General features: G+C 75.2%; 20 protein-coding genes, 1 pseudogene and 1 riboswitch. Of the genes and pseudogenes, 16 read left to right on the plus strand and 5 right to left on the minus strand.

The features are described 5' to 3' along the window. Positions 1–145: 145 nt before the first annotated feature. Positions 146–818, minus strand: a pseudogene (locus tag AC0VYN_RS25915) (class II aldolase/adducin family protein). Positions 819–1054: 236 nt separating this feature from the next. On the opposite strand from AC0VYN_RS25915, the gene AC0VYN_RS25920 reads away from it, so the two are divergent. From AC0VYN_RS25920 to cobI, 9 genes are all read left to right on the plus strand, one after another. Beyond that, positions 1055–2308 carry an inorganic phosphate transporter gene (locus AC0VYN_RS25920; RefSeq protein WP_475532898.1) on the plus strand — a complete coding sequence of 418 codons (1254 nt, stop codon included), beginning with the start codon at positions 1055–1057 and terminating at the stop codon, positions 2306–2308. A 31-nt stretch (positions 2309–2339) separates the two neighbouring features. Then, on the plus strand, positions 2340–2561 hold the full coding sequence (locus AC0VYN_RS25925) for a hypothetical protein (protein ID WP_475532899.1): 222 nt from the start codon (positions 2340–2342) through the stop codon (positions 2559–2561). Positions 2562–2697: 136 nt separating this feature from the next. After that, a riboswitch (cobalamin riboswitch) is annotated at positions 2698–2845 on the plus strand. Between the two features lie 106 nt (positions 2846–2951). Then, on the plus strand, positions 2952–3917 hold the full coding sequence (locus tag AC0VYN_RS25930; protein WP_475532900.1) for a cobalamin biosynthesis protein: 966 nt from the start codon (positions 2952–2954) through the stop codon (positions 3915–3917). Further along, entirely contained in the window at positions 3914–5422 is a 1509-nt protein-coding gene (locus AC0VYN_RS25935; protein ID WP_475532901.1) for a cobyric acid synthase, read from the plus strand. The genes AC0VYN_RS25930 and AC0VYN_RS25935 overlap by 4 nt, the downstream gene beginning before the upstream one ends. Next, positions 5419–9072 carry a cobaltochelatase subunit CobN gene (gene cobN / locus AC0VYN_RS25940; RefSeq protein ID WP_475532902.1) on the plus strand — a complete coding sequence of 1218 codons (3654 nt, stop codon included), beginning with the start codon at positions 5419–5421 and terminating at the stop codon, positions 9070–9072. The genes AC0VYN_RS25935 and cobN overlap by 4 nt, the downstream gene beginning before the upstream one ends. Beyond that, positions 9069–11078, plus strand: coding sequence for a putative cobaltochelatase (locus AC0VYN_RS25945; protein ID WP_475532903.1), 2010 nt, complete (start codon positions 9069–9071; stop codon positions 11076–11078). The genes cobN and AC0VYN_RS25945 overlap by 4 nt, the downstream gene beginning before the upstream one ends. Further along, complete coding sequence (gene cobO, locus AC0VYN_RS25950; protein WP_451690136.1) at positions 11078–11686, plus strand: cob(I)yrinic acid a,c-diamide adenosyltransferase; 609 nt, start codon at positions 11078–11080, stop codon at positions 11684–11686. The genes AC0VYN_RS25945 and cobO overlap by 1 nt, the downstream gene beginning before the upstream one ends. Further along, a complete protein-coding gene (locus tag AC0VYN_RS25955; protein WP_475532904.1) occupies positions 11680–13161 on the plus strand; it encodes a cobyrinate a,c-diamide synthase in 1482 nt (493 codons plus the stop codon). The genes cobO and AC0VYN_RS25955 overlap by 7 nt, the downstream gene beginning before the upstream one ends. Further along, positions 13158–13907: a precorrin-2 C(20)-methyltransferase gene (gene cobI / locus AC0VYN_RS25960; protein ID WP_475532905.1), complete on the plus strand. Its 750-nt coding sequence runs from the start codon at positions 13158–13160 to the stop codon at positions 13905–13907. Before AC0VYN_RS25955 ends, cobI begins: the two co-directional genes overlap by 4 nt. Before the next feature lie 20 nt (positions 13908–13927). Here cobI and AC0VYN_RS25965 read toward each other — a convergent pair whose 3' ends face one another. After that, positions 13928–14656: a ZIP family metal transporter gene (locus AC0VYN_RS25965; RefSeq protein WP_475532906.1), complete on the minus strand. Its 729-nt coding sequence runs from the start codon at positions 14654–14656 to the stop codon at positions 13928–13930. A gap of 95 nt (positions 14657–14751) precedes the next feature. Between AC0VYN_RS25965 and cobM the strand changes: the two genes are divergently transcribed. From cobM to cobC, 6 genes are read left to right on the plus strand one after another with little or no spacing between them, the layout of a single operon-like run. Continuing rightward, positions 14752–15579, plus strand: a complete 828-nt coding sequence (cobM, locus tag AC0VYN_RS25970; RefSeq protein ID WP_475532907.1) for a precorrin-4 C(11)-methyltransferase — start codon at positions 14752–14754, stop codon at positions 15577–15579. After that, positions 15576–16811: a precorrin-6y C5,15-methyltransferase (decarboxylating) subunit CbiE gene (gene cbiE / locus AC0VYN_RS25975; protein WP_475532908.1), complete on the plus strand. Its 1236-nt coding sequence runs from the start codon at positions 15576–15578 to the stop codon at positions 16809–16811. The genes cobM and cbiE overlap by 4 nt, the downstream gene beginning before the upstream one ends. Then, positions 16808–18490 carry a precorrin-3B C(17)-methyltransferase gene (gene cobJ / locus AC0VYN_RS25980; protein ID WP_475532909.1) on the plus strand — a complete coding sequence of 561 codons (1683 nt, stop codon included), beginning with the start codon at positions 16808–16810 and terminating at the stop codon, positions 18488–18490. The genes cbiE and cobJ overlap by 4 nt, the downstream gene beginning before the upstream one ends. Next, complete coding sequence (locus AC0VYN_RS25985; protein WP_475532910.1) at positions 18487–19092, plus strand: precorrin-8X methylmutase; 606 nt, start codon at positions 18487–18489, stop codon at positions 19090–19092. The genes cobJ and AC0VYN_RS25985 overlap by 4 nt, the downstream gene beginning before the upstream one ends. Continuing rightward, entirely contained in the window at positions 19089–20006 is a 918-nt protein-coding gene (locus AC0VYN_RS25990; RefSeq protein ID WP_475532911.1) for a sirohydrochlorin chelatase, read from the plus strand. Before AC0VYN_RS25985 ends, AC0VYN_RS25990 begins: the two co-directional genes overlap by 4 nt. Then, a complete protein-coding gene (cobC, locus tag AC0VYN_RS25995; protein ID WP_475532912.1) occupies positions 19978–21063 on the plus strand; it encodes an Rv2231c family pyridoxal phosphate-dependent protein CobC in 1086 nt (361 codons plus the stop codon). Before AC0VYN_RS25990 ends, cobC begins: the two co-directional genes overlap by 29 nt. 71 nt (positions 21064–21134) lie before the next feature. Here the strand turns inward: cobC and AC0VYN_RS26000 are convergent, their stop codons facing one another. From AC0VYN_RS26000 to AC0VYN_RS26010, 3 genes are all read right to left on the minus strand, one after another. After that, positions 21135–22046, minus strand: a complete 912-nt coding sequence (locus AC0VYN_RS26000; RefSeq protein ID WP_475532913.1) for an SCO1860 family LAETG-anchored protein — start codon at positions 22044–22046, stop codon at positions 21135–21137. 186 nt (positions 22047–22232) lie between these two features. Then, positions 22233–23324 (minus strand): amidohydrolase family protein, encoded by a 1092-nt coding sequence (locus tag AC0VYN_RS26005; protein WP_475532914.1) that lies wholly within the window; start codon positions 23322–23324, stop codon positions 22233–22235. Between the two features lie 10 nt (positions 23325–23334). Further along, complete coding sequence (locus tag AC0VYN_RS26010) at positions 23335–23865, minus strand: hypothetical protein (RefSeq protein ID WP_475532915.1); 531 nt, start codon at positions 23863–23865, stop codon at positions 23335–23337. Between the two features lie 148 nt (positions 23866–24013). On the opposite strand from AC0VYN_RS26010, the gene AC0VYN_RS26015 reads away from it, so the two are divergent. Then, positions 24014–25165, plus strand: coding sequence for a pyridoxal-phosphate-dependent aminotransferase family protein (locus AC0VYN_RS26015; RefSeq protein WP_475532916.1), 1152 nt, complete (start codon positions 24014–24016; stop codon positions 25163–25165). Positions 25166–25415: the final 250 nt, after the last annotated feature.

The raw sequence follows: 25415 nt of genomic DNA on the forward strand, positions 1-25415 counted from the left end.
TCGACTGCCGGTACCCCGGAAGCCGCCCGGTAACCTCTCCGGCCCCCGTCAGCGGGACCCGGCCGGCCCGCGGGTGCCCTGCGACAGGCAACTCCCGTCCCGCCTCGCAGCTCGCTGCGGGCCGTCGCCCGGCGGAACGTGCCGGTCAGGTCGGCTGGCCGTAGCCGTGCAGGCGTTCCGTCACCTCGTCCAGCTGGGCCGGTGTCAGCAGGGACGGGGTGCGGCCGGGGACCGAGGAGGCCGTGAGCCACAGGCGGCACATCCACTCCAGCTGGGCGGTGCGGTCGTAGGCCTGGTCGAGGGTGGCGCCGTAGGTGACCGTGCCGTGGTTGCGCAGGAGGCAGCCGGTGCGGCCGGCGAGGGCGGCCAGCATGTGGCGGGCGAGTTCGTCGGTGCCGTAGGCCGCGTAGGGGGCGACCCTGACGGGGCCGCCGAGCGCGGCGGCCATGTAGTGGACCAGCGGGAAGCTCGGGGACGAGCAGGGAGACGGCCGTCGCGTGCACGGCGTGGGTGTGGACGACGGCCCGGGCGCCGGTGGTGCGGTACACGGCGAGGTGCATGGGCAGCTCGCTGGTGGGGACCAGCGTGCCCAGCACCTGCCGGCCGTCCAGGGCGACGCCGGTCACGTCGCCGGGGGCCAGCCGGTCGTAGGGCACGCCCGACGGGGTGACCAGCACCGTGTCGCCGACCCGCACCGAGACGTTGCCGGAGGTGCCGACCACCAGCCCGTCGGACACCGTCCGCCGGGCCGTAGCGACGAGCGCCTCCCACGCCCCGGACTCCTCCGCGGACACCTCTCCGGCCTTCGACTCCGTCACAGTCCACGCCTCCCGTCGGGCGTCCCGCACGCCCCTCGCCGCGCCGTGGTCCGGCGCCTCGCGGCGATCCTGCCAGGCACGTCTCCGGAGAGCGTCGGCGCGGGTACGCAGCGCAGGCGTTCACGGAGGTCACGACCCCGTTTCCGGTCACCATGACGCCCGGTCCAGTTCACCTTCCGTTCACTCTGGTTGCCTACGTTCGACGCGCCAATGACCTCGAACGATTGCCTGGGTAAATGGAAAGCTTCTCGCTGATCCTCGCGATTGTGGTGGTAACCGCACTCGCGTTCGATTTCACGAACGGTTTCCACGACACCGCGAACGCGATGGCAACGACCATTTCGACCGGTGCGCTCAAACCCAAGGTCGCGGTGGCCATGTCCGCCGTGCTGAACCTTGTGGGCGCCTTTCTCTCGGTGGAGGTCGCCAACACGATCTCCAAGGGTCTCGTCGACGAGACCGGCATCCGTCCCGAGGTCATCTTCGCCGCGTTGGTCGGCGCGATCCTCTGGAACCTGCTGACCTGGCTGGTCGGACTCCCGTCCAGTTCCTCGCACGCCCTCATGGGCGGCCTGATCGGCGCCGCCGTCGCCTCGGCGGGCATCGGCGCCGTCCACGGCGACGTCCTCGTCACCAAGGTGCTCCTGCCGGCCGTCGCCGCCCCGATCGTCGCGGGTGTCGCGGCGATGCTCGCCTCCCGGCTGACGTACTCGCTCGGCCGCAAGGCCGACGGCAGGGCCGCGGAGAAGGGCTACCGCGCCGGGCAGATCGCCTCGGCCGGCCTGGTCTCGCTCGCCCACGGCACCAACGACGCCCAGAAGACGATGGGCATCATCACCCTCGCCCTGATCGCGGGCGGCTCCCTCGCCCCCGGCTCGAACCCGCCCGTGTGGGTCATCCTGTCCGCGGGCCTGGCCATCGCGCTCGGCACCTACCTCGGCGGCTGGCGCATCATCCGCACCATGGGCAAGGGCCTGACCGACCTCCAGCCGCAGCAGGGCTTCGCCGCCCAGACCAGCGCCGCCACGGTCATCCTGGCCTCCTCCCACCTCGGCTTCTCCCTCTCCACCACGCACTCGGTCTCCGGCGCGGTCATGGGCGCGGGCCTCGGCCGCAAGGGCGGCGTGGTGCGCTGGTCGACGGCCACCCGCATGTTCGTCGCGTGGGGCCTCACCCTGCCGGCCGCGGCCCTGGTCGCCGCGCTCGCCGAGTGGGTCTGCGGCTTCGGCGACTGGGGCACGGCGCTCGTCGCGGCCTTCCTCGTCGCCTCCAGCTTCGCGATCTGGCGGATCTCCCGGCGCGAGGTCGTCGACCACACCAACGTCAACGGCGGCGACGAGCCGGAGCGCGAGCCGGCCGGCGTGGTGACCACGGCGATCGCCGCCGTCGTCCCGCCGCCCGCGGGCACCGCGTCCGACGCCCTCGCGGCGTCCTTCCCGGCCCAGGCCGGCACCGACTCCAAGGCCCCGTCGGCCGCCACCACCGTCTGAGCCCGCGTCCCGGGTACGAAGGAAGAGAACCATGTCTATCGACTGGGCAGCCCTCGGCTCCGTCTTCGGGGTCAGTCTCGTGGCCACCGTGGCTCTGGTGGCCCTGTTCACCCTCGGCATCGTCGGCCTCTCCCGCCAGGAGCGGGCCGCCGCCCGGGGCGGGTCCGCGGCGCTCGCGGTCACCGGCGCCTACGCGTGCTTCGCTTCCTGCGCGGCGGCGGTGGCGTACGGGATCTATCTGATCGTCGCCTGACCACAGGGCGCACACCGTGCGGGGCGCGGGACGGACTCCACCGTCCCGCGCCCCGCGCTTTTCACACGCCGGCGCACACCACCCGCGTGTGGGCTCTCGCACACTCCCCCGGCGCAGGTCAACAGCGAGTTGACGGGTGTTCGCGGGCCGTGGTGGACTGCCGGAGCCATTACGGCGGCAGGAGAGGAAGCCGGTGCGAGTCCGGCGCGGTCCCGCCACTGTCACCGGGGCAGTACGCAGGTACGGCCCCGGGAGCCAGGAACTCTCACCGCCGATTTCGTCGAACCAGGGCGTGGACACCCTGAGTGAGGACATATCGCCATGCGCGGCTGCCGTTCCGGGCTCACCAGCGACACACTTCCGCTTCCCCTTCCCGCGGCCGGCTGAGCCGTGCGCGCCGAACGCGTCTTCGCGTACGGCGCCGCCGCCGGCCTCCTCGGCGACCTCCTCCTCGGCGATCCGCGCCGTGGACACCCGGTCGCCGTGTTCGGCCGTGCCGCCGGCGCCGTGGAACGGGTGCTGTGGCGTGACCACCGGGGCTGGGGCGCGCTGCACACCGCCGTGTGCGCCGGTGGCGCCGTCGCCCTGGGGGCCGCCGCCGAGCGCGCCGTCCGCCGCTCCCCCGCCGCCTCCGTCGCGCTGACCGGCGCCGCCACCTGGGCCGTCGTGGGCGGGACCTCGCTGGCCCGGGAGGCCCGCGCCGTCGGCCGGGCCCTGGAGGCCGGGGACGTCGAGGGGGCCCGGGCCCGGCTGCCGCACCTGTGCGGACGGGACCCGCAGGCGCTGGACGCCGACGGGATCGCCCGGGCCGTCGTGGAGTCCGTCGCCGAGAACACCTCCGACGCGGTCGTGGGCGCCCTGGTGTGGGGCGCGCTCGGCGGAGTGCCGGGGCTGCTCGGCTTCCGGGCCGTGAACACCCTGGACGCCATGGTCGGCCACCGGTCCCCCCGCTACCGGCGGTACGGCTGGGCCTCGGCCCGGCTCGACGACCTCGCGGGCTGGCCGGGCGCCCGCCTGACCGCCGTCCTGACCACCGCGGCCGGCGGCAGCCCCGCGGGCGCCGTACGGGCCTGGCGGGCCGACGCCGCACAGCACCCGAGCCCCAACGCCGGGCCCGTGGAGGCGTCCTTCGCGGGGGCCCTGGGCGTGCGGCTCGGCGGGACCCTGTCGTACGGCGGGCGGGTGGAGCACCGGCCCGTCCTCAACGGGGCGGCGGGTCGCGCCGTCCGGGCCGGATCCGGTGACATCGAGCGGGCGGTGAGGCTGTCCCGGCGCGTGGGCTGGCTGGCGCTGGGCGTGTGCGCGGGCGCGCGGCTGCTCGTCCGCGGGGCCGGCCGGAAGGGACGTACGTCATGAGCGGTGGCCTCCTCGTCGCCGGCACCACCTCCGACGCCGGCAAGAGCGTCGTCACCGCCGGGATCTGCCGCTGGCTGGTGCGGCAGGGCGTGAAGGTGGCGCCCTTCAAGGCGCAGAACATGTCGCTCAACTCCTTCGTGACCCGCGAGGGCGCCGAGATCGGGCGTGCGCAGGCCATGCAGGCCCAGGCGTGCCGCGTCGAGCCGACCGCGCTGATGAACCCGGTGCTGCTCAAGCCGGGCGGCGAGCGGAGCAGCCAGGTCGTGCTGCTCGGCAAGCCGGTCGGGGAGATGAGCGCCCGCGGCTACCACGGCGGGCGGCAGCGGCAGCTGCTCGGCACGGTGCTCGACTGCCTGGCCGGGCTGCGGGACACGTACGACGCGGTGATCTGCGAGGGAGCGGGCAGCCCGGCCGAGATCAACCTGCGCCGGACCGACATCGTGAACATGGGGATCGCCCGGGGCGCCGGTCTGCCGGTCCTGGTCGTCGGCGACATCGACCGCGGGGGCGTCTTCGCGTCCTTCTTCGGCACGGTGGCCCTGCTGTCGCCCGAGGACCAGGCGCTGGTCGCCGGGTTCCTCGTGAACAAGTTCCGCGGCGACGTGTCGCTGCTGGAGCCCGGCCTCGACATGCTGCACGGCCTCACCGGGCGGCGGACGTACGGCGTCCTGCCCTTCCGGCACGGGCTCGGCATCGACGAGGAGGACGGGCTGCGTGTCTCATTGCGCGGGACGGTGCGGGAGTCCACGGTCGCGCCGCCGGTCGGCGAGGACGTGCTGCGGGTCGCGGTCTGCGCGGTGCCGCTGATGTCCAACTTCACGGACGTGGACGCGCTCGCCGCCGAACCCGGTGTCGTGGTGCGCTTCGTGGACCGGCCGGAGGAGCTGGCCGACGCCGACCTCGTGATCGTGCCGGGGACGCGCGGTACCGTCCGGGCGCTTCGGTGGCTGCGGGAGCGGGGGCTGGCGGACGCGATCGCGCGCCGGGCCGCCGAGGACCGGCCGGTGCTCGGCATCTGCGGCGGGTTCCAGCTCCTCGGCGAGCACATCGAGGACGAGGTCGAGTCCCGCGCCGGGCACGTCGACGGGCTCGGGCTGCTGCCCGTGCGGGTGCGGTTCGCCCGCGAGAAGACCCTCACGCGGCCGGTGGGCGAGGCCCTCGGCGAGCGCGTCGAGGGGTACGAGATCCACCACGGGGTCGCCGAGGTGACGGGCGGGACCCCCTTCCTCGACGGCTGCCGGGCCGGCCGGACCTGGGGCACGCACTGGCACGGCTCGCTGGAGTCGGACGGCTTCCGGCGGGCCTTCCTGCGCGAGGTGGCCGCCGCCGCGGGCCGCCGCTTCGTGCCGGCCCCCGACACCTCGTTCGCCGCGCTGCGCGAGGAGCAGCTCGACCGGCTCGGCGACCTGATCGAACAGCACGCGGACACGGACGCGCTGTGGCGGCTCATCGAGTCCGGCGCGCCGCAAGGACTGCCCTTCATTCCACCGGGAGCGCCCGCATGAGCACAGTGTTGTTGTTGTCGACCGCCGACACGGACCTGCTGGCGGCCCGCGCGTCGGACGCCGCCTACCGGATCGGCAACCCGACCCGGGTCGACGTCCGGGAGGACCTGCCGGCCCTCGTCGAGGGCGCCGACGTCGCCGTCGTACGCCTGCTGGGCGGCAAGCGCGCCTGGGAGGACGGGCTCGCCGCGCTGAAGGCCGCGGGCGTCCCGACCGTGCTGCTCGGCGGCGAGTCCGTGCCGGACGCGGAGCTGATGGCGGAGTCGTCGGTGCCGGCCGGGGTCGTGGCGGAGGCGCTGCGCTACCTGGTCGAGGGCGGCCCCGCCAACCTCACCCAGCTCGCCCGGTTCCTGTCGGACACGGTGCTGCTGACCGGCGAGGGCTTCGACGAGCCGCGGAAGATGCCGGAGTACGGCGTCCACGGCTCCCGGGCCGTCCTGGAGGACCGCCCGACGGTCGGCGTGCTCTTCTACCGCGCCCACCAGCTCAGCGGCAACACCGCCTTCGTGGACACGCTGTGCGACGCGATCGAGGCGCGCGGCGCCAACGCGCTGCCCGTGTACTGCGGTTCGCTGCGCGGCGCGGACGCGGGGCTGTACGAGCTGCTGGGCCGGGCCGACGCCCTGGTCGCCACCGTCCTCGCCGCGGGCGGCACGCACGCCTCGCAGGCGTCGGCGGGCGGCGACGAGGAGGCGTGGGACGTCGGCGCGCTGGCCGACCTGGACGTGCCGGTGCTCCAGGGACTCTGCCTCACCTCGTCGCGCGCCGCCTGGGAGGCGTCCGACGCGGCGCTCTCCCCGATGGACGCGGCGATGCAGGTGGCGATCCCGGAGTTCGACGGGCGCCTGGTCACCGTGCCGTTCTCCTTCAAGGAGCAGGGCCCCGACGACGTGCCCGTCTACGCGGCCGACCCCGAGCGGGCCGGGCGGGTCGCCGGGATCGCCGTACGGCACGCGGCACTCAGGCACAAGCCGAACGCCGACAAGAGGCTCGCGCTGGTCTTCACCGCGTACCCGACCAAGCACTCCCGGGTGGGCAACGCGGTGGGGCTCGACACCCCGGCGTCCGCGGTCCGCGTCCTGGACGCGCTGCGGGACGCGGGGTACTCGCTCACCGACTACCCGTCCGGCGGCGACGAGCTGATCCACCGGCTGATCGAGGCCGGCGGCCACGACGTGGAGTGGCTGACGGAGGACCAGCTCACCGCCGCCCCCGCGCGGGTGCCGCTGGCCGACTACCGGGCCTGGTTCGAGAAGCTGGACACGGAGCTGCGGGACGCGATGCGGGAGGCGTGGGGCGAGCCGCCGGGCTCGCTGTACGTCGACGGGGACGACATCGTGCTGGCCTCTCTCCAGTTCGGGAACGTCGTCGTCATGATCCAGCCGCCGCGCGGCTTCGGGGAGAACCCGATCGCGATCTACCACGACCCCGACATGCCGCCGTCCCACCACTACCTGGCGGCCTACCGCTGGCTGGAGCACGGTTTCGGCGCCGACGCGGTCGTGCACATGGGCAAGCACGGCACGATGGAGTGGCTGCCGGGCAAGGGCCTCGGACTGAGCGCCGGCTGCGCGCCGGACGCGGTGCTGGGCGACCTGCCGCTGATCTACCCGTTCATCGTCAACGACCCCGGCGAGGGCACCCAGGCCAAGCGGCGCGGACACGCCACGGTGGTCGACCACCTCGTCCCGCCGATGGCGCGCGCCGACACCTACGGCGACCTGGCCAAGCTGGAGCAGCTGCTCGACGAGTACGCGCTCGTCTCCGACCTGGACCCGGCGAAGGCACCGGCGGTCCGCGCGCAGATCTGGACGCTGGTCAAGGCGGCCGAGCTCCACCACGACCTGCACGTGGACGACCAGCCGGACGAAGACGCGTTCGACGAGTTCGTCATGCACATCGACGGCTACCTGTGCGAGATCAAGGACGTGCAGATCCGCGACGGCCTGCACATCCTCGGCGCCGGTCCGGTCGGCGAGCCGCGCGTCAACCTGGTGCTGGCGGTGCTGCGCGCCTCGCAGGTGTGGGGCGGGCGGGCGAACGCGCTGCCGGGTCTGCGGGCCGCGCTGGCCGCGCAGTTCGGGCTGGTGGAGAAGGAGCTGCTGGCCGAGCCGGGCGCTCCGGTGAAGGTGCCGGCGGAGCTGACCGGCCTGGTCGAGGGCCCCTCCCGGTCGGCCGCCGACGCGATCGACCTGCTGGAGCAGCTGTGCCGGCGGTTCGCGGAGGGCATGGAGTCCCGGGACTGGGACGTCGCGGCCGTACCGGGTCTGGTGCGGGAGGTGCTCGGCGCCGAACTGCCCGACGCGGTCGCCGTGCTGGAGTTCGCCTGCCGGGAGGTCGTGCCGCGGCTCACCCGGACGACCGACGAGATCGGGCACGTCCTGCACGCGCTGGACGGCGGTTACGTCCCGGCCGGGCCGTCCGGCTCGCCGACCCGCGGTCTGGTCAACGTCCTGCCGACCGGCCGGAACTTCTACTCCGTCGACCCCAAGGCGATTCCCTCCCGGCTGAGCTGGGAGGTCGGGCAGTCCCTCGCGGACTCGCTGCTCCAGCGCTACCTCCAGGACACGGGCGAGTACCCGAAGTCCGTCGGCCTGACGGTGTGGGGCACGTCCGCGATGCGCACCCAGGGCGACGACATCGCCGAGATCCTCGCGCTGCTGGGCTGCCGTCCGGTCTGGGACGACGCCTCGCGCCGGGTCACCGGCTTCGAGGTGATCCCCCCGGCCGAGCTGGGCCGGCCGCGCATCGACGTCACGGTGCGCATCTCCGGCTTCTTCCGGGACGCGTTCCCGCACGTCGTCGGGCTGATCGACGACGCGGTGCGGACGGTGGCGGAGCTGGACGAGCCGGCCGGGGCCAACTACGTGCGGGCGCACGCCGACGAGGACACCGCCGAGCACGGCGACCGGCGCCGGGCCACGGCCCGCGTCTTCGGCTCCAAGCCCGGCGCGTACGGGGCCGGTCTGCTGCCGCTGATCGACGCCCGCAACTGGCGCTCCGACGCGGACCTCGCCGAGGTGTACGCGGTGTGGGGCGGCTACGCCTACGGCCGCGGGCTCGACGGGCGGGCGGCGCGCGGGGACATGGAGACGGCGTTCCGGCGCATCGCGGTGGCGGCGAAGAACGTCGACACCCGCGAGCACGACCTCGTGGACGCCGACGACTACTTCCAGTATCACGGCGGCATGGTCGCCATGGTGCGGCACCTGACGGGCGCCTCTCCCGAGGCGTACGTCGGCGACTCCGCCACGCCCGACCAGGTGAGGACCAGGACGCTCGGCGAGGAGACCCACCGCGTCTTCCGCGCCCGGGTCGTCAACCCGCGCTGGATGGCGGCGATGCGGCGGCACGGCTACAAGGGCGCCTTCGAGATGGCGGCCACCGTGGACTACCTCTTCGGCTACGACGCCACGGCCGGGGTCGTGGACGACTGGATGTACGAGAAGCTCAGCGCCGAGTACGTCTTCGACGCGGAGAACCGGGACTTCATGAGGAAGTCCAACCCCTGGGCACTGCGCGGCATCACCGAGCGGCTGCTGGAGGCCGCCGACCGGGGGCTGTGGGCGGAGCCGGACGCGGAGACGCTGGAGCGGCTGCGCGCCACCTATCTGGAGCTCGAAGGCGACTTGGAGGGCGACGACAAGTGAGTACCCCGTTCCCGTTCACGGCCGTCGTCGGACAGGACGACCTCCGCCTGGCCCTGCTCCTCAACGCCGTGAGCCCGGCCGTCGGCGGTGTGCTCGTGCGTGGTGAGAAGGGCACCGCCAAGTCCACGGCGGTGCGCGCCCTGTCCGCGCTGATGCCGGAGGTGGACGTCGTCTCCGGGTGCCGGTTCTCCTGCGACCCGGACTCCCCCGACCCCGCCTGCCCGGACGGACCGCACGCGCCGGGGGCCCGTGAGTCCCGGCCGGCGCGGATGGTCGAGCTGCCCGTCGGCGCCTCCGAGGACCGGCTCGTCGGCGCCCTGGACATCGAGCGGGCCCTGTCGGAGGGCGTGAAGGCCTTCGAGCCGGGCCTGCTGGCCGACGCGCACCGCGGGATCCTCTACGTCGACGAGGTCAACCTCCTCCACGACCACCTGGTCGACCTGCTGCTGGACGCCGCCGCGATGGGCGCCTCGTACGTGGAGCGCGAGGGGGTGTCCGTGCGGCACGCCTCGAAGTTCCTGCTCGTCGGCACGATGAACCCCGAGGAGGGCGAGCTGCGGCCGCAGTTGCTCGACCGGTTCGGGCTCACCGTCGAGGTCGCCGCCTCGCGCGAGCCCGACCTGCGGGTGGAGGTCGTGCGGCGCAGGCTGGCGTACGACGACGACCCGGCCGGTTTCGCCGCCCGGTGGGCCGGCGAGGAGGCCGCCGTGCGGCAGCGCATCGTGGCCGCCCGCCAGCTGCTGCCGTCGGTGCGGCTGGGCGACGGGGCGCTGCGGCAGATCGCGGCGACCTGTGCCGCCTTCGAGGTGGACGGCATGCGCGCCGACATCGTGATGGCGCGCACCGCGACCGCGCTGGCCGCCTGGGCCGGGCGGACCGACGTGCTGGCGGAGGACGTGCGGCAGGCCGCGCTGCTGGCTCTCCCCCACCGGCGGCGGCGCAACCCCTTCGACGCTCCGGGGCTGGACGAGGACAAGCTCGACGAGACCCTGGAGGAGTTCGGCGGGCAGGACCAGGGCGACGACGATCCGGACGATCCGGGTCCCGGCGGCGGCCCCGGCGGGCAGCCGGAGCCCGACGACGCGCCCGGGGGCGACGGCGACACCGCCGCGCGTCCCGAGGCCGGGGAGGGCGGGGAGGGCGGGGAGCCGCGACCCTCGTCCGGCGGCGCCGGCGAGCAGTCGCCCGTGCGGGCCGCCGAGCCGTTCCGCGCGCGCGTGCTGAGCGTGCCCGGGCTCGGCGAGGGTGCCGCCGGGCGGCGCTCGCGGGCGCGGACCGAGCACGGGCGGACCACCGGGGCCCGGCGTCCCCGGGGGGCGCTGACCAAGCTGCACCTCGCGGCCACCGTGCGGGCGGCCGCCCCGCACCAGCGGGCGCGGGGGCGCAGCGGGCCCGGGCTGGTGGTGCGCCGGGACGATCTGCGGCAGGCGGCCCGTGAGGGGCGCGAGGGCAATCTCGTGCTGTTCGTCGTGGACGCGTCCGGGTCGATGGCGGCGCGGCAGCGGATGGGCGCGGTGAAGGGTGCCGTGCTGTCGCTGCTGCTGGACGCCTACCAGCGGCGGGACAAGGTGGGGCTGGTGACCTTCCGGGGGTCGGCGGCCGATGTGGCGCTGCCGCCGACGTCGTCGGTGGACGCGGCCGCCGCCCGGCTGGAGTCGCTGCCGACCGGGGGCCGTACGCCGCTCGCGGCCGGGCTGCTGAAGGCGCACGAGGCGCTGCGCGTGGAGCGGCTGCGGGACCCGGCGCGACGGGCGCTGGTCGTGGTGGTGACGGACGGGCGGGCGACCGGTGGCCCCGAGCCCGTGGCGCTGGCCTCGCGGGCCGCGCGGCTGTTCGCGGCCGAGGGCGTCGCCTCCGTGGTCGTGGACTGCGAGTCGGGGCCGGTGCGGCTCGGGCTGGCCGGGCGGCTCGCGGGTGACCTGGGCGGTACGGCGGTGACGCTCGACGAGCTGCGGGCGGATTCCATCGCCGGTTTGGTGAAGGACGTGCAGAGGAGGGCCGCGTAATGCCGAAGGGGCAGCCGAGTGTGGTGCCGGACGACGGGCTGACGACGCGTCAGCGGCGCAACCGTCCGCTGGTCGTCGTGCACACGGGCGTGGGGAAGGGCAAGTCGACCGCGGCCTTCGGGCTGGCGCTGCGGGCCTGGAACCAGGGGTGGCCGATCGGGGTGTTCCAGTTCGTCAAGTCGGCGAAGTGGAAGGTCGGCGAGGAGAACGCGCTGCGGGTGCTCGGCGCCAGCGGTGAGGGCGGGTCCGTCGACTGGCACAAGATGGGCGAGGGCTGGTCCTGGGTCCAGCGGGACATCCAGGGCGACAACTCGACCAACGAGGAGAAGGCCCGCGAGGGCTGGGAGCAGGTCAAGCGCGACCTCGCCGCCGAGACGTACCGGCTCTACGTGCTGGACGAGTTCGCCTATCCGATGCACTGGGGGTGGGTCGACACCGACGAGGTCGTGTCCGTGCTGCGCGACCGGCCCGGGACCCAGCACGTGGTGATCACCGGGCGGAACGCGCCGGAGCCGCTGGTGGAGTTCGCCGACCTCGTCACCGACATGTCCAAGGTCAAGCACCCGATGGACGCGGGGCAGAAGGGGCAGAGGGGCATCGAGTGGTGACCTCCGCCGTTCCCCGGCTGGTCGTCGCCGCGCCCTCCTCGGGCAGCGGCAAGACCACCGTCGCCACCGGGCTGATGGCCGCGCTCGCCGCGCGGGGGCTCGCCGTGTCCCCGCACAAGGTGGGGCCGGACTACATCGATCCCGGGTACCACGCGCTCGCCACCGGGCGCGTGGGGCGGAACCTCGACGCGTACCTGTGCGGGCCGGAGCTGGTCGGGCCGCTCTTCGCGCACGGTGCGCGGGGCTGTGACATCGCCGTGGTCGAGGGCGTCATGGGGCTGTACGACGGGGCGGCGGGCGAGGGGGAGCTGGCGTCCACCGCGCAGGTGGCGAAGCTGCTGCGGGCGCCGGTGGTGCTGGTCGTGGACGCGTCGTCGCAGTCGCGGTCGGTGGCGGCGCTGGTGCACGGGTTCGTGTCCTTCGATCCGGAGGTGCGGATCGGGGGCGTGATCCTCAACAAGGTCGGCTCGGACCGGCACGAGGCGCTGCTGCGGGAGGCGCTGGACTCCGTCGGGGTGCCGGTGCTGGGGGTGCTGCGGCGGGCCGCTCAGGTCGAGACGCCGTCCCGGCATCTGGGGCTGGTGCCGGTCGCCGAGCGGGGTGCCTCGGCCGTCGAGGCCGTTGCCGCGATGGCCGCGCAGGTCGCCGGCGGCTGTGATCTGGAGGCGTTGGTCGGGCTGGCGCGTGGTGCGGGTGCCTTGGCGTGTGCGGCCTGGGACGCGGGTGAGGCCCTGGTCCCCTCGCCCCCGCCGCCCCCTCCCTCCCCCACTCTCGGCTGCGCTCGAGCGGGGGGACCCCCATCGACCCCGGGGGCTGCCGCCCCCGGACCCCCGCTTCGGCCTGGACGGCCTCGTCCTCAAGCGCCGGACGGGCCGAAGCGCGTCGCCGTCGCCGGTGGGGCCGCGTTCACCTTCTCCTATGCCGAGCACGCCGAGTTGCTCGCCGCCGCCGGGGCCGAGGTCGTCACCTTCGACCCCTTGCGGGACGAGGAGCTGCCCGAGGGGACCGGCGGGCTGGTGATCGGGGGCGGGTTCCCGGAGGTGTACGCCTCCGAGCTGTCCGCCAACGAGGGACTGCGGAAGTCCGTCGCCGAGCTGGTGCTGAGCGGGGCTCCCGTCGCCGCCGAGTGCGCGGGGCTGCTGTACCTGTGCCGGGAGCTGGACGGGCTGCCCATGTGCGGGGTGCTGGACGCCTCCGCGCGGATGTCGGAGCGACTGACCCTGGGGTACCGGGACGCCGTGGCCGTGAGTGACGGCGTGCTGGCCGCCGCGGGGACGCGGATGCGGGGGCACGAGTTCCACCGGACGGTCGTGGAGCCGGGGGCCGGGGCGGCGCCGGCGTGGGGGATGCGGGCGCCGGAGCGGCGCGTCGAGGGATTCGTGGAACGCGGTGTGCACGCGAGCTATCTGCACACACACTGGGCGTCCGAGCCCGGTGTCGCCCATCGGTTCGTGGAGAGGTGCCGGACGTCATGAGCAGCAGGCTGATCGGGGTGGGTGTCGGGCCCGGGGACCCGGAGCTGGTCACCGTCAAGGGCGTGAACGCGCTGCGCGCCGCCGAGGTCGTCGTCGTTCCCGTGATGGCCGCCCCCGACGGAGGGGACGACGGTGAACCGGGCCGCGCCGAGGCGACCGTGCTGCACTACGTGAGCGCCGGGAAGGTCGTCCGGGTCGTGTTCGCGCTGAACGAGCGCGCCGACCGGGGACGCCGGGAGGCGGCGTGGGACGCGGCCGGTGAGCGGGTGGCCGGGCTGCTGCGGGGCCACGGGTCCGTCGCCTTCGCGACCATCGGCGACCCCAACGTGTACTCGACGTTCACGTATCTCGCGCAGACCGTCGGCGAACTCGTTCCGGGCACCGTCGTGGAGACCGTGCCGGGCATCACCGCGATGCAGGACCTCGCCGCCCGGTCGGGTGCCGTGCTGACGGAAGGCACCGAGCCGCTGACGCTGGTGCCGGTGACCGCCGGGGCCGCGGTGCTCAGGGACGCGCTGAACGGGCCGGGGACGGTCGTCGCCTACAAGTTCGGCCGGCAGGCGGCCGAGGTCGCCGAGGCGCTGCGGGAGACCGGGCGGCTCGACGACGCCGTGTGGGGCTCGGCGCTGGGCCTGCCGGAGGAGTCCGTACGGCCGGCCGCGGAACTGGACGGGGCGCCGCTGCCCTATCTGTCCACGCTCATCGCCCCGGCACGGCGCGGGGGCGGGCGGGGCGGCAAGCTGTGAGCCGTCCCGGGCCCGGGACGTCACTCGGCGAGGCCCACCACCAGCCAGATGAACGCGGCGCCCGCGACCGTGCACAGCAGGGTCGACCGGGCGGGGTGCTCGTGGTGGGCCTCGGGCAGGATCTCGGCGGCTGCGAGATAGAGCAGTACGCCGCCGAAGAGACCCAGATAGGCGCCCAGCACGCCCTGCGGGATCGTGAGGAAGAGCGTGGAGGCCGCGCCGGCGACCGGGGCCACGGCGTCGGCGACGAGCATGGCGACGGCCCGGCGGCGGGCGTTGCCGTACAGATTCGTGAGCGTGTAGGTGTTGAAGCCGTCCGCGAAGTCGTGGGCGATCACGGCCAGCGCGACCGCCGTGCCCATCCCGCCGCCGACCTGGAACGCGGCACCGATCGCCACGCCGTCCATCGCGCTGTGCCCCACCATCGCGGCGGCGGCCGTCAGGCCCACCTCGGGCGTGCGGTGGCCGTGCTCCTCGGCGCCGTGCGCGGCGCGGCGGGCGGCCAGCAGGCGCTCCACCAGGTGGGCGAGCAGGAATCCGGCGACGAACAGCAGCAGTGCCGCCGGCACGCCGAACACCTCCCGGCCCGCCGCCCGAAGCGCCTCCGGCAGCAGGTCGAGTCCGACCACGCCCAGCATCAGGCCGCCGGCCAGGCCCAGGACCAGGTGGCGCCGGTCGGTCACGCGCTGTGCCGTCCAGCCCCCGGCCAGCGTCATCAGGAACGCGCCGAGCGCGACGAGGACCGCCATGGGCCCTTGGTATCCGATCACCCCGCGCTCACGCGCGTCCGACAGCAGCAACCGCAGTAAATATGCGCAGGAGAGGACCGATTCCCATGGACCCCATGGCTCCCACCGCCGGTACCGGTACCGGCAAGGTGACCTTCGTCGGTGCCGGTCCCGGCGCCGCCGATCTGCTGACGTTCCGCGCCGCCCGCGCCATCGCCGAGGCCGACGTCGTGATCTGGGCGGCGAGCCTGGTCCAGGCGGAGGTCCTCCAGCACGCGCGCGAGGACGCCGAGGTCCTGGACTCGGCGACGATGTCGCTGGAGGACGTCGTCGCCGTGTACCGGCGGGCCCTCGGGGAAGGGCTGCGCGTGGCCCGCATCCACTCCGGCGACCCGGCCCTGTGGGGCGGTACGCAGGAGCAGCTCGACCGGTGCGCGGAGATCGGCATCGCGACCGAGGTCGTGCCGGGCGTCTCCGCCTTCTCGGCGGTCGCGGCGCTCGCGCGGCGGGAGCTGACCATCCCGGAGGTCGCGCAGTCCGTCGTCCTCACCCGGCTCGGCGGCGGCAAGACGCCGATGCCGCCCGGGGAGGAGGTCCGGGAGTTCGCGAAGCACGGCACGACCATGGCGGTGTTCCTGTCGGCGGCGCGCAGCGGACAGCTGGTGCGGGAGCTGCTGGAGGGCGGCTACCCGACCGAGACGCCGGTCGTCGTCGCCTACCAGGCGACCTGGCCGGAGGAACTGGTCGTGAAGTGCACGATCGGCACGCTGGAGGAGACCGTCAAGGAGCACAAGCTCTGGAAGCACACCCTGTTCCTGGTCGGTCCGGCGCTCGACGCGCACGGCACCCGGTCGCACCTGTACCACCCGGGGCACTTCCACGGCTACCGCAGGGCCGACCCCGAGGCCCGCAGGGAGCTGCGCGCGCGGGGTGCGAGCACGTGATCACGGTGGTCGGGGCGGGGACCGGTGCCCCGCTGCCCGAGGACGTGGCCGACGGGGCGGCACTGGTCGTCGGCGGGCGGCGCCACCTGGACGCTGTACGGCTGCCCGAAGGGGCCGGGCGGATCGTCCTCGGGGCGCTGGCACCGGCCCTGGACACGGTCGCGGAGTACGTGGCGAAGGAGCGGCCGGTGCTCGTGCTGGCCTCCGGCGACCCGGGGTTCTTCGGGATCGTGCGGGCGCTGGCCGAGCGGTTCGGGCCGGAGCTGCTCGACGTACGGCCCGGAGTGTCGTCCGTCGCCGCCGCGTTCGCTCGGGCCGGGCTGCCGTGGGACGACGCCGTGGTGGCCAGCGCGCACGGGCGGGACCTGCGGACGGCGGTGAACCTGTGCCGCGCCCACCCGAAGGTGGCCGTGCTGACGGGGCCGGGCGCGGGACCGGCGGAGCTGGGGGCCGCGCTCGTGGGCGACTCCCGGGTGCTGGTCGTCGCCTCCGCGCTCGGGTCCACCGGGGAGCGGGTGGAGCGGGTGACGCCCGCCGAGGCCGCCGCGCGGGACTGGGGTGCGGCGGTGAGCGTGGTGCTGTGCCTGGACGAGGCGCGGGCACTGGGCCCGGTGCGCTCGGTGGCCGGGCCGCGGCCGGGGCCCGCCGGGTGGGCGCTGGACGAGGCCGCGTTCGCCCACCGGGACTCGATGATCACCAAGTTCGAGGTGCGGGCGCTGGCCCTGGCCCGTCTCGGTCCGCGCCCCGGCGACCTGGTGTGGGACGTCGGCGCGGGCTCGGGGTCCGTGGCCGTGGAGTGCGCGCGGCTCGGTGCCGCCGTCACCGCCGTGGAGAGGACGCCGGACGGTGCCGAGCGCGTACGCGCCAACGCCGCGGCGCACGGCGTCGACGTCCGGGTGGTGCGCGGCGCCGCGCCCGGGGTGCTGTCGGGCCTCGCCGACCCGGACGCCGTGTTCGTCGGCGGCGGCGGACGCGACCTGCCGGCGATCGTCTCGGCCTGTGCGCGGCGCGCCCGGCGGGCCGTGGTGGTCGCGATGGCCGCGCTGGACCGGGTGCCGGCGGCCCGCGAGGCGCTGCTCGGCACCGGGCTGGAGTGCGACGGGGTGCTGCTGCAGTCGTCCCGGCTCGCTCCGCTGCCGGGCGACGTGACGCGGCTGGCGGCGACCAATCCCGTTTTCCTGCTGTGGGGCGTCAGGCCCGGCAGCCGTACCGAAGAAGGAGGGGCCCAGTGATCGGCCTCATTTCCGCCACCGCGGCGGGGGCTGCGGCACGGGACCGGCTGGCCGGGGCGTGGCCGGACCGCACGCGCGTGTACGGGGGTCCCGTCGCGGACGCCGTGCGGGCCGCGTTCGCCGAGTGCGAGCAGCTCGTGTGCTTCCTGGCCACGGGGGCCGTGGTCCGCCTCGTGGCCCCGCTGCTGGACGACAAGCGGACCGACCCGGGTGTGGTGTGCGTCGACGAGGGCGGGCGGTTCGCCGTGTCGCTGGTCGGCGGGCACGGCGGCGGCGCCAACGAACTCGCCCGCGCGGTGTGCGGGGTGCTGGGCGCCGAGCCGGTGGTGACGACGGCGACGGACGCCGTGGGCCTGCCGGGCCTGGACACGCTGGGCCTGCCGGTCGAGGGCGACGTAGCCGGGGTCTCGCGGGCCCTGCTGGACGGCGAGCCGGTGGCGCTGCGGGCCGAGGTGGCCTGGCCGCTGCCGCCGCTGCCGCTCGCCGGGGAGGGTGCGTACGCGGTCCGGGTGACGGACCGTCTGGTGGAGCCGGCCGGGCGTGAGGCCGTGCTGCGTCCGCCGACCCTGGTCGTCGGCGTCGGGGCGTCGAAGGGTGCGCCGGTCGAGGAGGTGCTCGGGCTGGTGGAGTCGGCCCTGCGGGACGCCGGGCTGTCGCCGGCGTCGGTCGCGGAGCTGGCCACCGTGGACGCCAAGGGCGGGGAGCCCGGCATCGTCGAGGCGGCCGGGCGGCTGGGCGTGCCGCTGGTGACGTACCCCGCCGGGGAGCTCGCGGGCATCGAGGTGCCCAACCCCTCCGACGCGCCGCTCGTCGCGGTCGGCACCCCGTCGGTCGCGGAGGCGGCGGCGCTGGCCGGCGGGGGCGAACTCCTCGTGCCCAAGCGGAAGTCGGCGGCCGTTCCCGCCATGGCGACCTGTGCCGTCGTACGGCGGCCGGGGCGCGGGCGGCTCGCGGTGGTCGGACTCGGGCCGGGCGCCCGGGACCTGCTGACGCCGCGTGCGCTGGCGGAGCTGCGGCGGGCCTCCGTGCTGGTCGGGCTGGACCAGTACGTCGACCAGATCCGCGACCTGCTGCGGCCCGGCACCCGGGTGATGGAGTCGGGGCTCGGGGCGGAGGAGGAGCGGGCGCGGACGGCCGTGGCCGAGGCCCGGCGCGGGCAGGCGGTGGCGCTCATCGGCAGCGGCGACGCGGGCGTGTACGCCATGGCGTCGCCGGCGCTGGCCGAGGCGTCCGACGACATCGACGTGGTCGGGGTGCCGGGCGTGACGGCGGCGCTGGCCGCCGGGGCGATCCTGGGCGCGCCGCTGGGCCACGACCACGTGTCGATCAGCCTGTCCGACCTGCACACGCCGTGGGAGGTCATCGAGCGGCGGGTGCGGGCGGCGGCCGAGGCGGACCTCGTCGTGACCTTCTACAACCCGCGCAGCCGGGGCCGCGACTGGCAACTGCCGAAGGCGCTGGCGGTCCTCGCGGAGCACCGGACGCCCCGGACGCCGGTGGGGATCGTGCGCAACGCGTCGCGGGCCGACGAGTCGAGCCGGCTCACCACGCTGGCGGACCTCGACCCGGCGACGGTCGACATGATGACGGTCGTGACGGTGGGCAACACCGCGACCCGGGAGATCGCCGGGCGCATGGTGACCCCGCGCGGCTACCGCTGGCAGGAGGAGCCGAAGTGAAGCGCGTCGTCCATCCCATCGAGGAGGAGTCCTACCGGCGGCTGCGCGCCCGTCTGGACACCTCGCACTTCCCGCCGCTGACCCGGGCGGTGGTGGAGCGGGTCGTCCACTCCGCCGCCGACCTGGAGTACGCGACCGACCTCGTCATGGACGAGGGCGAGCTGGAGAAGGCGCATGCGGCGCTGCACGCCGGGGCGCCCGTCGTCGTGGACGTCGAGATGGTCGGCGCGGGCATCACGCGGCGGGAGACCGTCTGCCGGCTGCGGGACGCCGTCGCCGGCCCGGGGGTGACCCGCTCCGCGCACGGCATGCGGCTGGCGTACGAACAGGTCGGGCCCGGTGCCCTCTGGGTGATCGGCAACGCGCCGACCGCGCTGGAGGAGCTGCTCACCCTCGACGCCTCCCCCGCGCTCGTCGTCGGGCTGCCCGTCGGCTTCGTCGGGGCGGTCGAGTCCAAGGCCGCGCTGCGCGAGAGCGGGCTGCCCGCCGTGAGCAACGTGTCCGAGAAGGGCGGGTCGGCGGTCGCCGCCGCCGCGCTCAACGCCCTGCTGTACCACCCCGCCTCGCCCGAGGCGCCGAAGGAATCCGAGGAGACCCTGTGACCACCCCGCCCGCCCTGCTCATCGCCGGCCACGGCACCCGGGACGAGGCCGGAGCCGAGGCGTTCCGCGACTTCGTGCGTGAACTGGGCCGCCGCCACCCCGAACTGCCCGTCGCGGGCGGCTTCATCGAGCTGTCCCCGCCGCCGCTGGGCGAGGCGGTCGCCGAACTGGTCGAGCGCGGCGTGCGCCGGTTCGCCGCGGTGCCGCTGATGCTGGTGTCCGCCGGGCACGCCAAGGGCGACATCCCGGCGGCGCTGTCCCGCGAGAAGGAGCGCCACCCCGGCATCTCGTACACGTACGGGCGTCCGCTGGGCCCGCACCCGTCGCTGCTGCGGGTGCTGGAGCGACGGCTGGCCGAGGCGATCGACCCCTCCTGGGACCCGTCCGAGGTGACCGTGCTGCTGGTGGGGCGGGGTTCGACGGACCCGGACGCCAACGCCGAGGTGTTCAAGGCGGCGCGGCTGCTGTGGGAGGGCCGCGGCTACGCGGGCGTGGAGACCGCGTTCGTGTCGCTGGCCCGGCCGGACGTGCCGGGCGGCCTGGACCGGTGCGCGCGGCTGGGCGCCGGACGGGTCGTGGTCCTGCCGTACTTCCTGTTCACCGGCATCCTCCCGGACCGGGTCCGGCACCAGACCGAGGAGTGGGCCGCCGCGCACCCGGAGACCGAGGTGCTGTCGGCCGACGTCATCGGGCCCGAGCCGGAGCTGCTCGACCTGGTGTGGGAGCGGTACGAGGAGGCGGTGCGGGGCGACCTGCGGATGAACTGCGACAGTTGCGTGTACCGGATCGCGCTGCCCGGTTTCGAGGACAAGGTGGGGCTGCCCCAGCAGCCGCACTTCCACCCCGACGACGACGGCGATCACCACCACGGGCACCATCACGGGCATGGACACGCACACTCCCATGCACACTGACCCCGGCGGTCCCGACCTGCGGCACCACGGGGACGCGGAGGTCCGCGACGACGGTTCGGCGCTGGTGGACCTCGCGGTGAACGTCCGCGCGGACACGCCCCCGGCGTGGCTGCGGGAGCACGTGGCCGGCTCGCTCGGCTCCCTCGCGGCCTACCCGGACGGGCGGGCCGCGCGGGCGGCGGTGGCGGCACGGCACGGGCTGCCGGTGGAGCGGGTGCTGCTGACGGCGGGCGCGGCGGAGGCGTTCGTGCTGCTGGCGCGGGCGCTGAAGGTGCGCCGGCCGGTGGTCGTGCACCCCCAGTTCACGGAGCCGGAGGCGGCGTTGCGGGACGCGGGGCACACGGTCGGCCGGGTGCTGCTGCGGGAGGCGGACGGCTTCCGGCTGGACCCGGCGGCCGTCCCGGAGGACGCCGACCTGGTGGTGGTCGGCAACCCGACGAACCCGACGTCGGTGCTGCACCCGGCGGACACGGTCGCGGAACTCGCCCGTCCCGGGCGGACGCTGGTCGTGGACGAGGCGTTCATGGACGCGGTGCCGGGTGAACGGGAGGCGCTGGCCGGGCGGACGGACGTGCCCGGGCTGGTCGTCCTGCGCAGCCTCACCAAGACATGGGGTCTGGCCGGCCTGCGCGTCGGGTACGTGCTGGCGGACCCGGAGACGGTCGCGGACCTCGAGCGCGCCCAGCCGCTGTGGCCCGTGTCCACGCCCGCGCTGGCGGCGGCGGAGGCATGCGTGGCGCCGCGCGCGCTGGCGGAGGCGGCTCACGCCGCCCACCGCACCGCGGCCGACCGGGCTCATCTCGTCGCCGGGCTGGGGCGGTTCGCCCCGGCCGGGGTCCGGGTCACCGGGCCCGCCGAGGGGCCGTTCGTCCTCGTCGGGCTGCCGGACGCCGCGACCGTGCGGCACCGGCTGCGCGACCTCGGGTACGCGGTCCGGCGCGGGGACACGTTCCCGGGGCTCGGCGGGGAGTGGCTGCGCCTCGCGGTGCGGGACCGGACCACGACGGACGGCTTCCTGTCGGCCCTGGAGCACGCGCTGACGCCCCCGGCCGCCTGAGCCGGAGGCCGGCCCGCCGGGCTCCGCCTCTGCCGCGCGCCGCCCGGCGCCCGTCGCCGTCCGCTCCATGGTCAGCCGCGCCTGCGGCGGGCGAGGAGCAGGGCTCCGCCGCCCGCCAGGACGAGCGCGGCGGCGCCGGCCGCGAGGTACGGGGTGGCCGAGCCGCCGCCGGTCTCGGCCAGGTCGGCCTCGGCGGGGGCACCCTGGGGCTTCACGTCCGCGGCCGGCCCGGCGGGCGGCTGCTCGTCCTCGGCCGCCGGGGCCGCCGGGGCCTCGCAGGTGGCGCTCGCCAGGGTCAGGGTGCCGTCGACCTCGGCCACGCCCAGGTCGAGCGGGTCGACGTGCACCGCGAGTTCGAGCGCGGTGGCGGCGGCCGTGCGCGAGGTGGTCTCCGTCCTCGACAGGTCGAGCCGCACCTCGCCGACGCCGGGCACCTTCACGTCCGTCGTACCGCCGGTGGTCAGGGTGACCTTCCTGCCGAGGACCGTGACCGCGCCCAGCAGGTTCGAGGAGGCGACGGGCTTCTTCCCCGCCTCGCAGGTGGCCGTGGAGGTGACCTGCTCGATCTCGACGACCGACAGCAGCGGCAGTCCGGGGACGTGGACCCTGGCCCGGGCCAGGCCGGTGTGTCCCTCCGCCTTGTCCGCGGTGGTCGTGGCCCTGGCGTCGGCCACGTCGGCGCGCAGGACGCTGAAGGGTTCGCCGCCGTCGACGCCGTCGAGCCGGGCGGTCAGCGCCGTCTTCCGGGCGCTCTCGGGTGCCTGCACTTCGTCGAGGGTGACCGTGAGCGGGACGTTCACGGTCCTGTTGAGCAGGGACACGTCCAGGTCGGTGCGCAGGACGGAGGCGCTCGCGCGGCCGTGGTCGCCGGTCGCGTGGGCGGTGCCCGCGCCGGCCAGGACCGCGGGACCGGCGGCCAGGGCCGTGGCCGCCGTGACGGTGACGAGGCGGCGGGCGGGCATGCGGAAGGCGTTGCCGTTCAAGGTGGAGGGACCCCCAGGGAGACATGCGTGCGGGACACGCATGAGCGACGTGCTCGGGACCCGCAAAGGATGTCCCCGCCCGGCCCCAACGGTCAGCGATCCCAGGGCACTTCACCCCTTCGTGGGGTTTCCGCGTGCCTTTTCGATTCCGCCGGTATGTGTGTTCCCCGGCGTCACCCGGGCCGGCTAGCCGACGACCCGCCCGTTCAGCACCACCCGGCGCGGAGCGCCGAGCACGCGCACGTCCGCGCGCGGGTCCTGCTCGTACACCACCAGGTCGGCCGGCGCGCCCTCGTCGAGGCCGGGACGGCCGAGCCAGCTCCGGGCGGCCCAGGTCGTCGCGGCGAGGGCCTCGACGGGCGGGATGCCGGCGGTGACCAGCTCGGCGACCTCCGCCCCCGCCAGGCCGTGGGCCAGGGAGCCGCCCGCGTCGGTGCCGACGAAGACCGGGATGCCGGCGTCGAAGGCGTTGCGGACGGTGTCGTACCGGCGGGCGTGGAGCCGGCGCATGTGGTCCGACCAGCGTGGGAACCTGCCCTGGCCGCCGTCGGCCAGCGCCGGGAAGGTGGCGATGTTGACCAGGGTGGGCACGATGGCGACGCCCCGCTCGGCGAAGAGGGGGATCGTGTCGTCGGTCAGGCCGGTCGCGTGCTCCACGCAGTCGATGCCGGCCTCGACCAGGTCGCGCAGCGAGTCCTCGGCGAAGCAGTGCGCGGTGACGCGGGCGCCCAGGCGGTGGGCCTCGGCGATCGCCGCCTCGACGGCACCGCGCGGCCAGCAGGCGGACAGGTCACCGAGGTCGCGGTCGATCCAGTCGCCGACCAGCTTCACCCAGCCGTCGCCGCGCCGGGCCTCCTGGGCGACGAAGGCGACCAGGTCCTCCGGCTCCACCTCCCAGGCGTAGTTGCGGATGTAGCGGCGGGTGCGGGCGATGTGCCGGCCCGCACGGATGATCTTCGGGAGGTCCTCGCGGTCGTCGATCCAGCGGGTGTCGGAGGGCGAGCCCGCGTCGCGGATCAGGAGGGTGCCCGCGTCCCGGTCGGTCAGCGCCTGCTTCTCGGCGACGTCCCCCGGCACGGCGCCGTGCTGGTCGAGGCCGACGTGGCAGTGCGCGTCGACCAGACCGGGCAGCGCCCAGCCCTCGACGGTGCGGACGTCGCCGGCCCCGGCGGGACGGTCGTACGAGATCCGGCCGTCGACGACCCACAGTTCGTCGCGGACCTCCTCCGGCCCGACGAGAACCCGGCCCTTCACGTGCAGCACCGCGCGATCGCTCATGCCCCGCACCTTAGACGGGGCCGCCGGGGCCGTTCGAGTGCCCCGTCACCGGTTGCCGTCCGGCGCGGGCTCGCCGCTCGGTCGCGTATCCGGCCGCGACGGCGCTCGCGCCGGCGGTGAGGGCGAGGGCGGCCGCGCCGGGATTGACGTAGCCGGGGACGTCCGCGGACGCGTAGCCGTCGCCGTCGGCGGTCTCGCAGCGGAAGCCGAGGGGCAGGTAGGAGACGGAGTAGTCGACGATCCGCCCGGACAGCTCCGGGGACACGCCGGTACGGCACGGTCGCAGCGGCGCGGAACCCGTTCCGCCGTCCTCCGCCTCCATGGCCGCGAAACCCACGCACACCAGGCCCCAGAGGTACAGCAGGGCGGCGGCCCCGCCGGCGGCCGCGGCGACGACGCGCAGGGGCGCGCCCGGCCGGGGCGGCGCGGGGACGCCCGGGGCGCCCGTCCGCGGGGCGGGCCGGCGGGGGTAGGTGCCGGCGCCCCGCCCGAGGACGACGGCCGTCACCACGGCGACGAGGACGAGCAGGAGGAGGATCACGGGGCCGAGTCCATCACCCCGGCGATCACCGCCGCTATGGCGGAAGCCACGATTCCGGGCGTGGGGGTGTCGCAACGGACGGGCTCCCCCGCGAGTGATGGCGGGGCCCGCGGTTACTCTCGACTCCGTACGCGTCGTACACCTGACCGTGAGTGAAGAGAGCACCGCCGTGACCCACCCCTTCCTGGACCTCGCCCCGCTGAGCGCCGCCCGTTTCGCCGCGATCGAGGACCGGGTGGCGCGCCTGCTCGGCACGCGGCAGGACGTCGTGATCACGCAGGGCGAGGCGCTGCTGCCGCTGGAGGGCGCGATCCGCGGCTGTGCCGGGCCGGACACCGTCGCGCTGAACATCGTCACCGGGCCGTACGGGCAGACGTTCGGCAACTGGCTGCGGGACTGCGGCGCGACCGTGCACGACCTCGCCGTGCCGTTCCACACCGCCGTCACGGCCGACCTGGTCCGGCAGGCCTTCGCCGAGCACCCGGAGATCGACTTCGTGTCCCTGGTGCACGCGGAGGCGGCGACCGGCAACACCAACCCGGTCGCGGAGATCGGCGAGGTGGTCAGGGCCCGGGGCGCGCTGTTCTACCTGGACGCGGTGGCCTCGGTGGGTGCCGAACCGGTGCTGCCGGACGCGTGGGGCGTGGACCTGTGCGTCATCGGCGCGCAGAAGGCGATGGGCGGTCCGGCCGGGGTGTCGGCGGTGTCGGTGAGCGAGCGGGCGTGGGCGCGGATGGCGGCCAACCCCGGGGCGCCGCGCCGGTCCTACCTCTCCCTGCTGGACTGGAAGGAACGCTGGATCGACGGCGGCCGCACGGCGCTGCTGCACGCGCCGGCGCAGCTGGAGATGCTGGCGCTGGAGGCGTGCCTCGAGCGCATCGAGGCGGACGGCCTGCCGGCGGTGATGGCGCGGCACACCTCGGCGGCGGCGGCCACCCGGGCCGGGGCGCTCGCGCTCGGCGGCGGCCTGGAGCCCTACGTGCACGAGGCCCGCGAGGCGGCGCCGGTGGCGACGACCCTCCGGGTGCCCCCGGACCTGGACGCCTCGGAGCTGGTGGCCCGGGCGCTGGAATCCGACCCGGCGCTGCCGCTGGCCGCGGGCGGCGGCGCCCTGGCCGCGGAGATGATCCGGGTCAACCACTACGGGCCGGACGCGACGCGCGAGGCCGTGCGGGGCTGTCTGGCGGCACTGGGTGCCGCGCTGGCCGGGAAGGGCCTGGCGACCGATCCGGAGGCGGCCCTTCGCGCCGTCGAGGCCGCCTGGGACCGGCCGTCCGCCGCCGGTTTTACGGGAGCATGAATTCGCGTAATTACCGAAGCTCACGGAAAGTAAATTCGGTAATTACAAACGATGAGCCTCCGCCATTCTCCTGCCCGGTTTTCGCGACCCTAAACCCCCTGATTTCCTGACCGTCGAACACCGGCAGCCGGACACGCGCCGACGGGTTACATGATTGTGACCCGTTGCACATGCTGACCGTTTTGCGGCTTATACACCGGTCATTTACTACCAAATCGCCGCCGTTTCGCGCGGAAGCACGCGCCCGCGC

The sequence above is a fragment of the Streptomyces sp. 63XJN7_1_ISO-PGPR-S23-121 genome, from assembly GCF_056173025.1.

Excerpts from the sequence above, each read along its gene's own strand:
- AC0VYN_RS25920 (WP_475532898.1), top strand. The coding sequence starts at position 1,055 with ATGGAAAGCTTCTCGCTGATCCTCGCGATTGTGGTGGTAACCGCACTC.
- AC0VYN_RS25925 (WP_475532899.1), top strand. The coding sequence starts at position 2,340 with ATGTCTATCGACTGGGCAGCCCTCGGCTCCGTCTTCGGGGTCAGTCTC.
- AC0VYN_RS25935 (WP_475532901.1), top strand. The coding sequence starts at position 3,914 with ATGAGCGGTGGCCTCCTCGTCGCCGGCACCACCTCCGACGCCGGCAAG.
- cobN (WP_475532902.1), top strand. The coding sequence starts at position 5,419 with ATGAGCACAGTGTTGTTGTTGTCGACCGCCGACACGGACCTGCTGGCG.
- cobO (WP_451690136.1), top strand. The coding sequence starts at position 11,078 with ATGCCGAAGGGGCAGCCGAGTGTGGTGCCGGACGACGGGCTGACGACG.
- cobI (WP_475532905.1), top strand. The coding sequence starts at position 13,158 with ATGAGCAGCAGGCTGATCGGGGTGGGTGTCGGGCCCGGGGACCCGGAG.
- AC0VYN_RS25965 (WP_475532906.1), bottom strand. The coding sequence starts at position 14,656 with ATGGCGGTCCTCGTCGCGCTCGGCGCGTTCCTGATGACGCTGGCCGGG.
- cobM (WP_475532907.1), top strand. The coding sequence starts at position 14,752 with ATGGCTCCCACCGCCGGTACCGGTACCGGCAAGGTGACCTTCGTCGGT.
- cobC (WP_475532912.1), top strand. The coding sequence starts at position 19,978 with ATGGACACGCACACTCCCATGCACACTGACCCCGGCGGTCCCGACCTG.
- AC0VYN_RS26005 (WP_475532914.1), bottom strand. The coding sequence starts at position 23,324 with ATGAGCGATCGCGCGGTGCTGCACGTGAAGGGCCGGGTTCTCGTCGGG.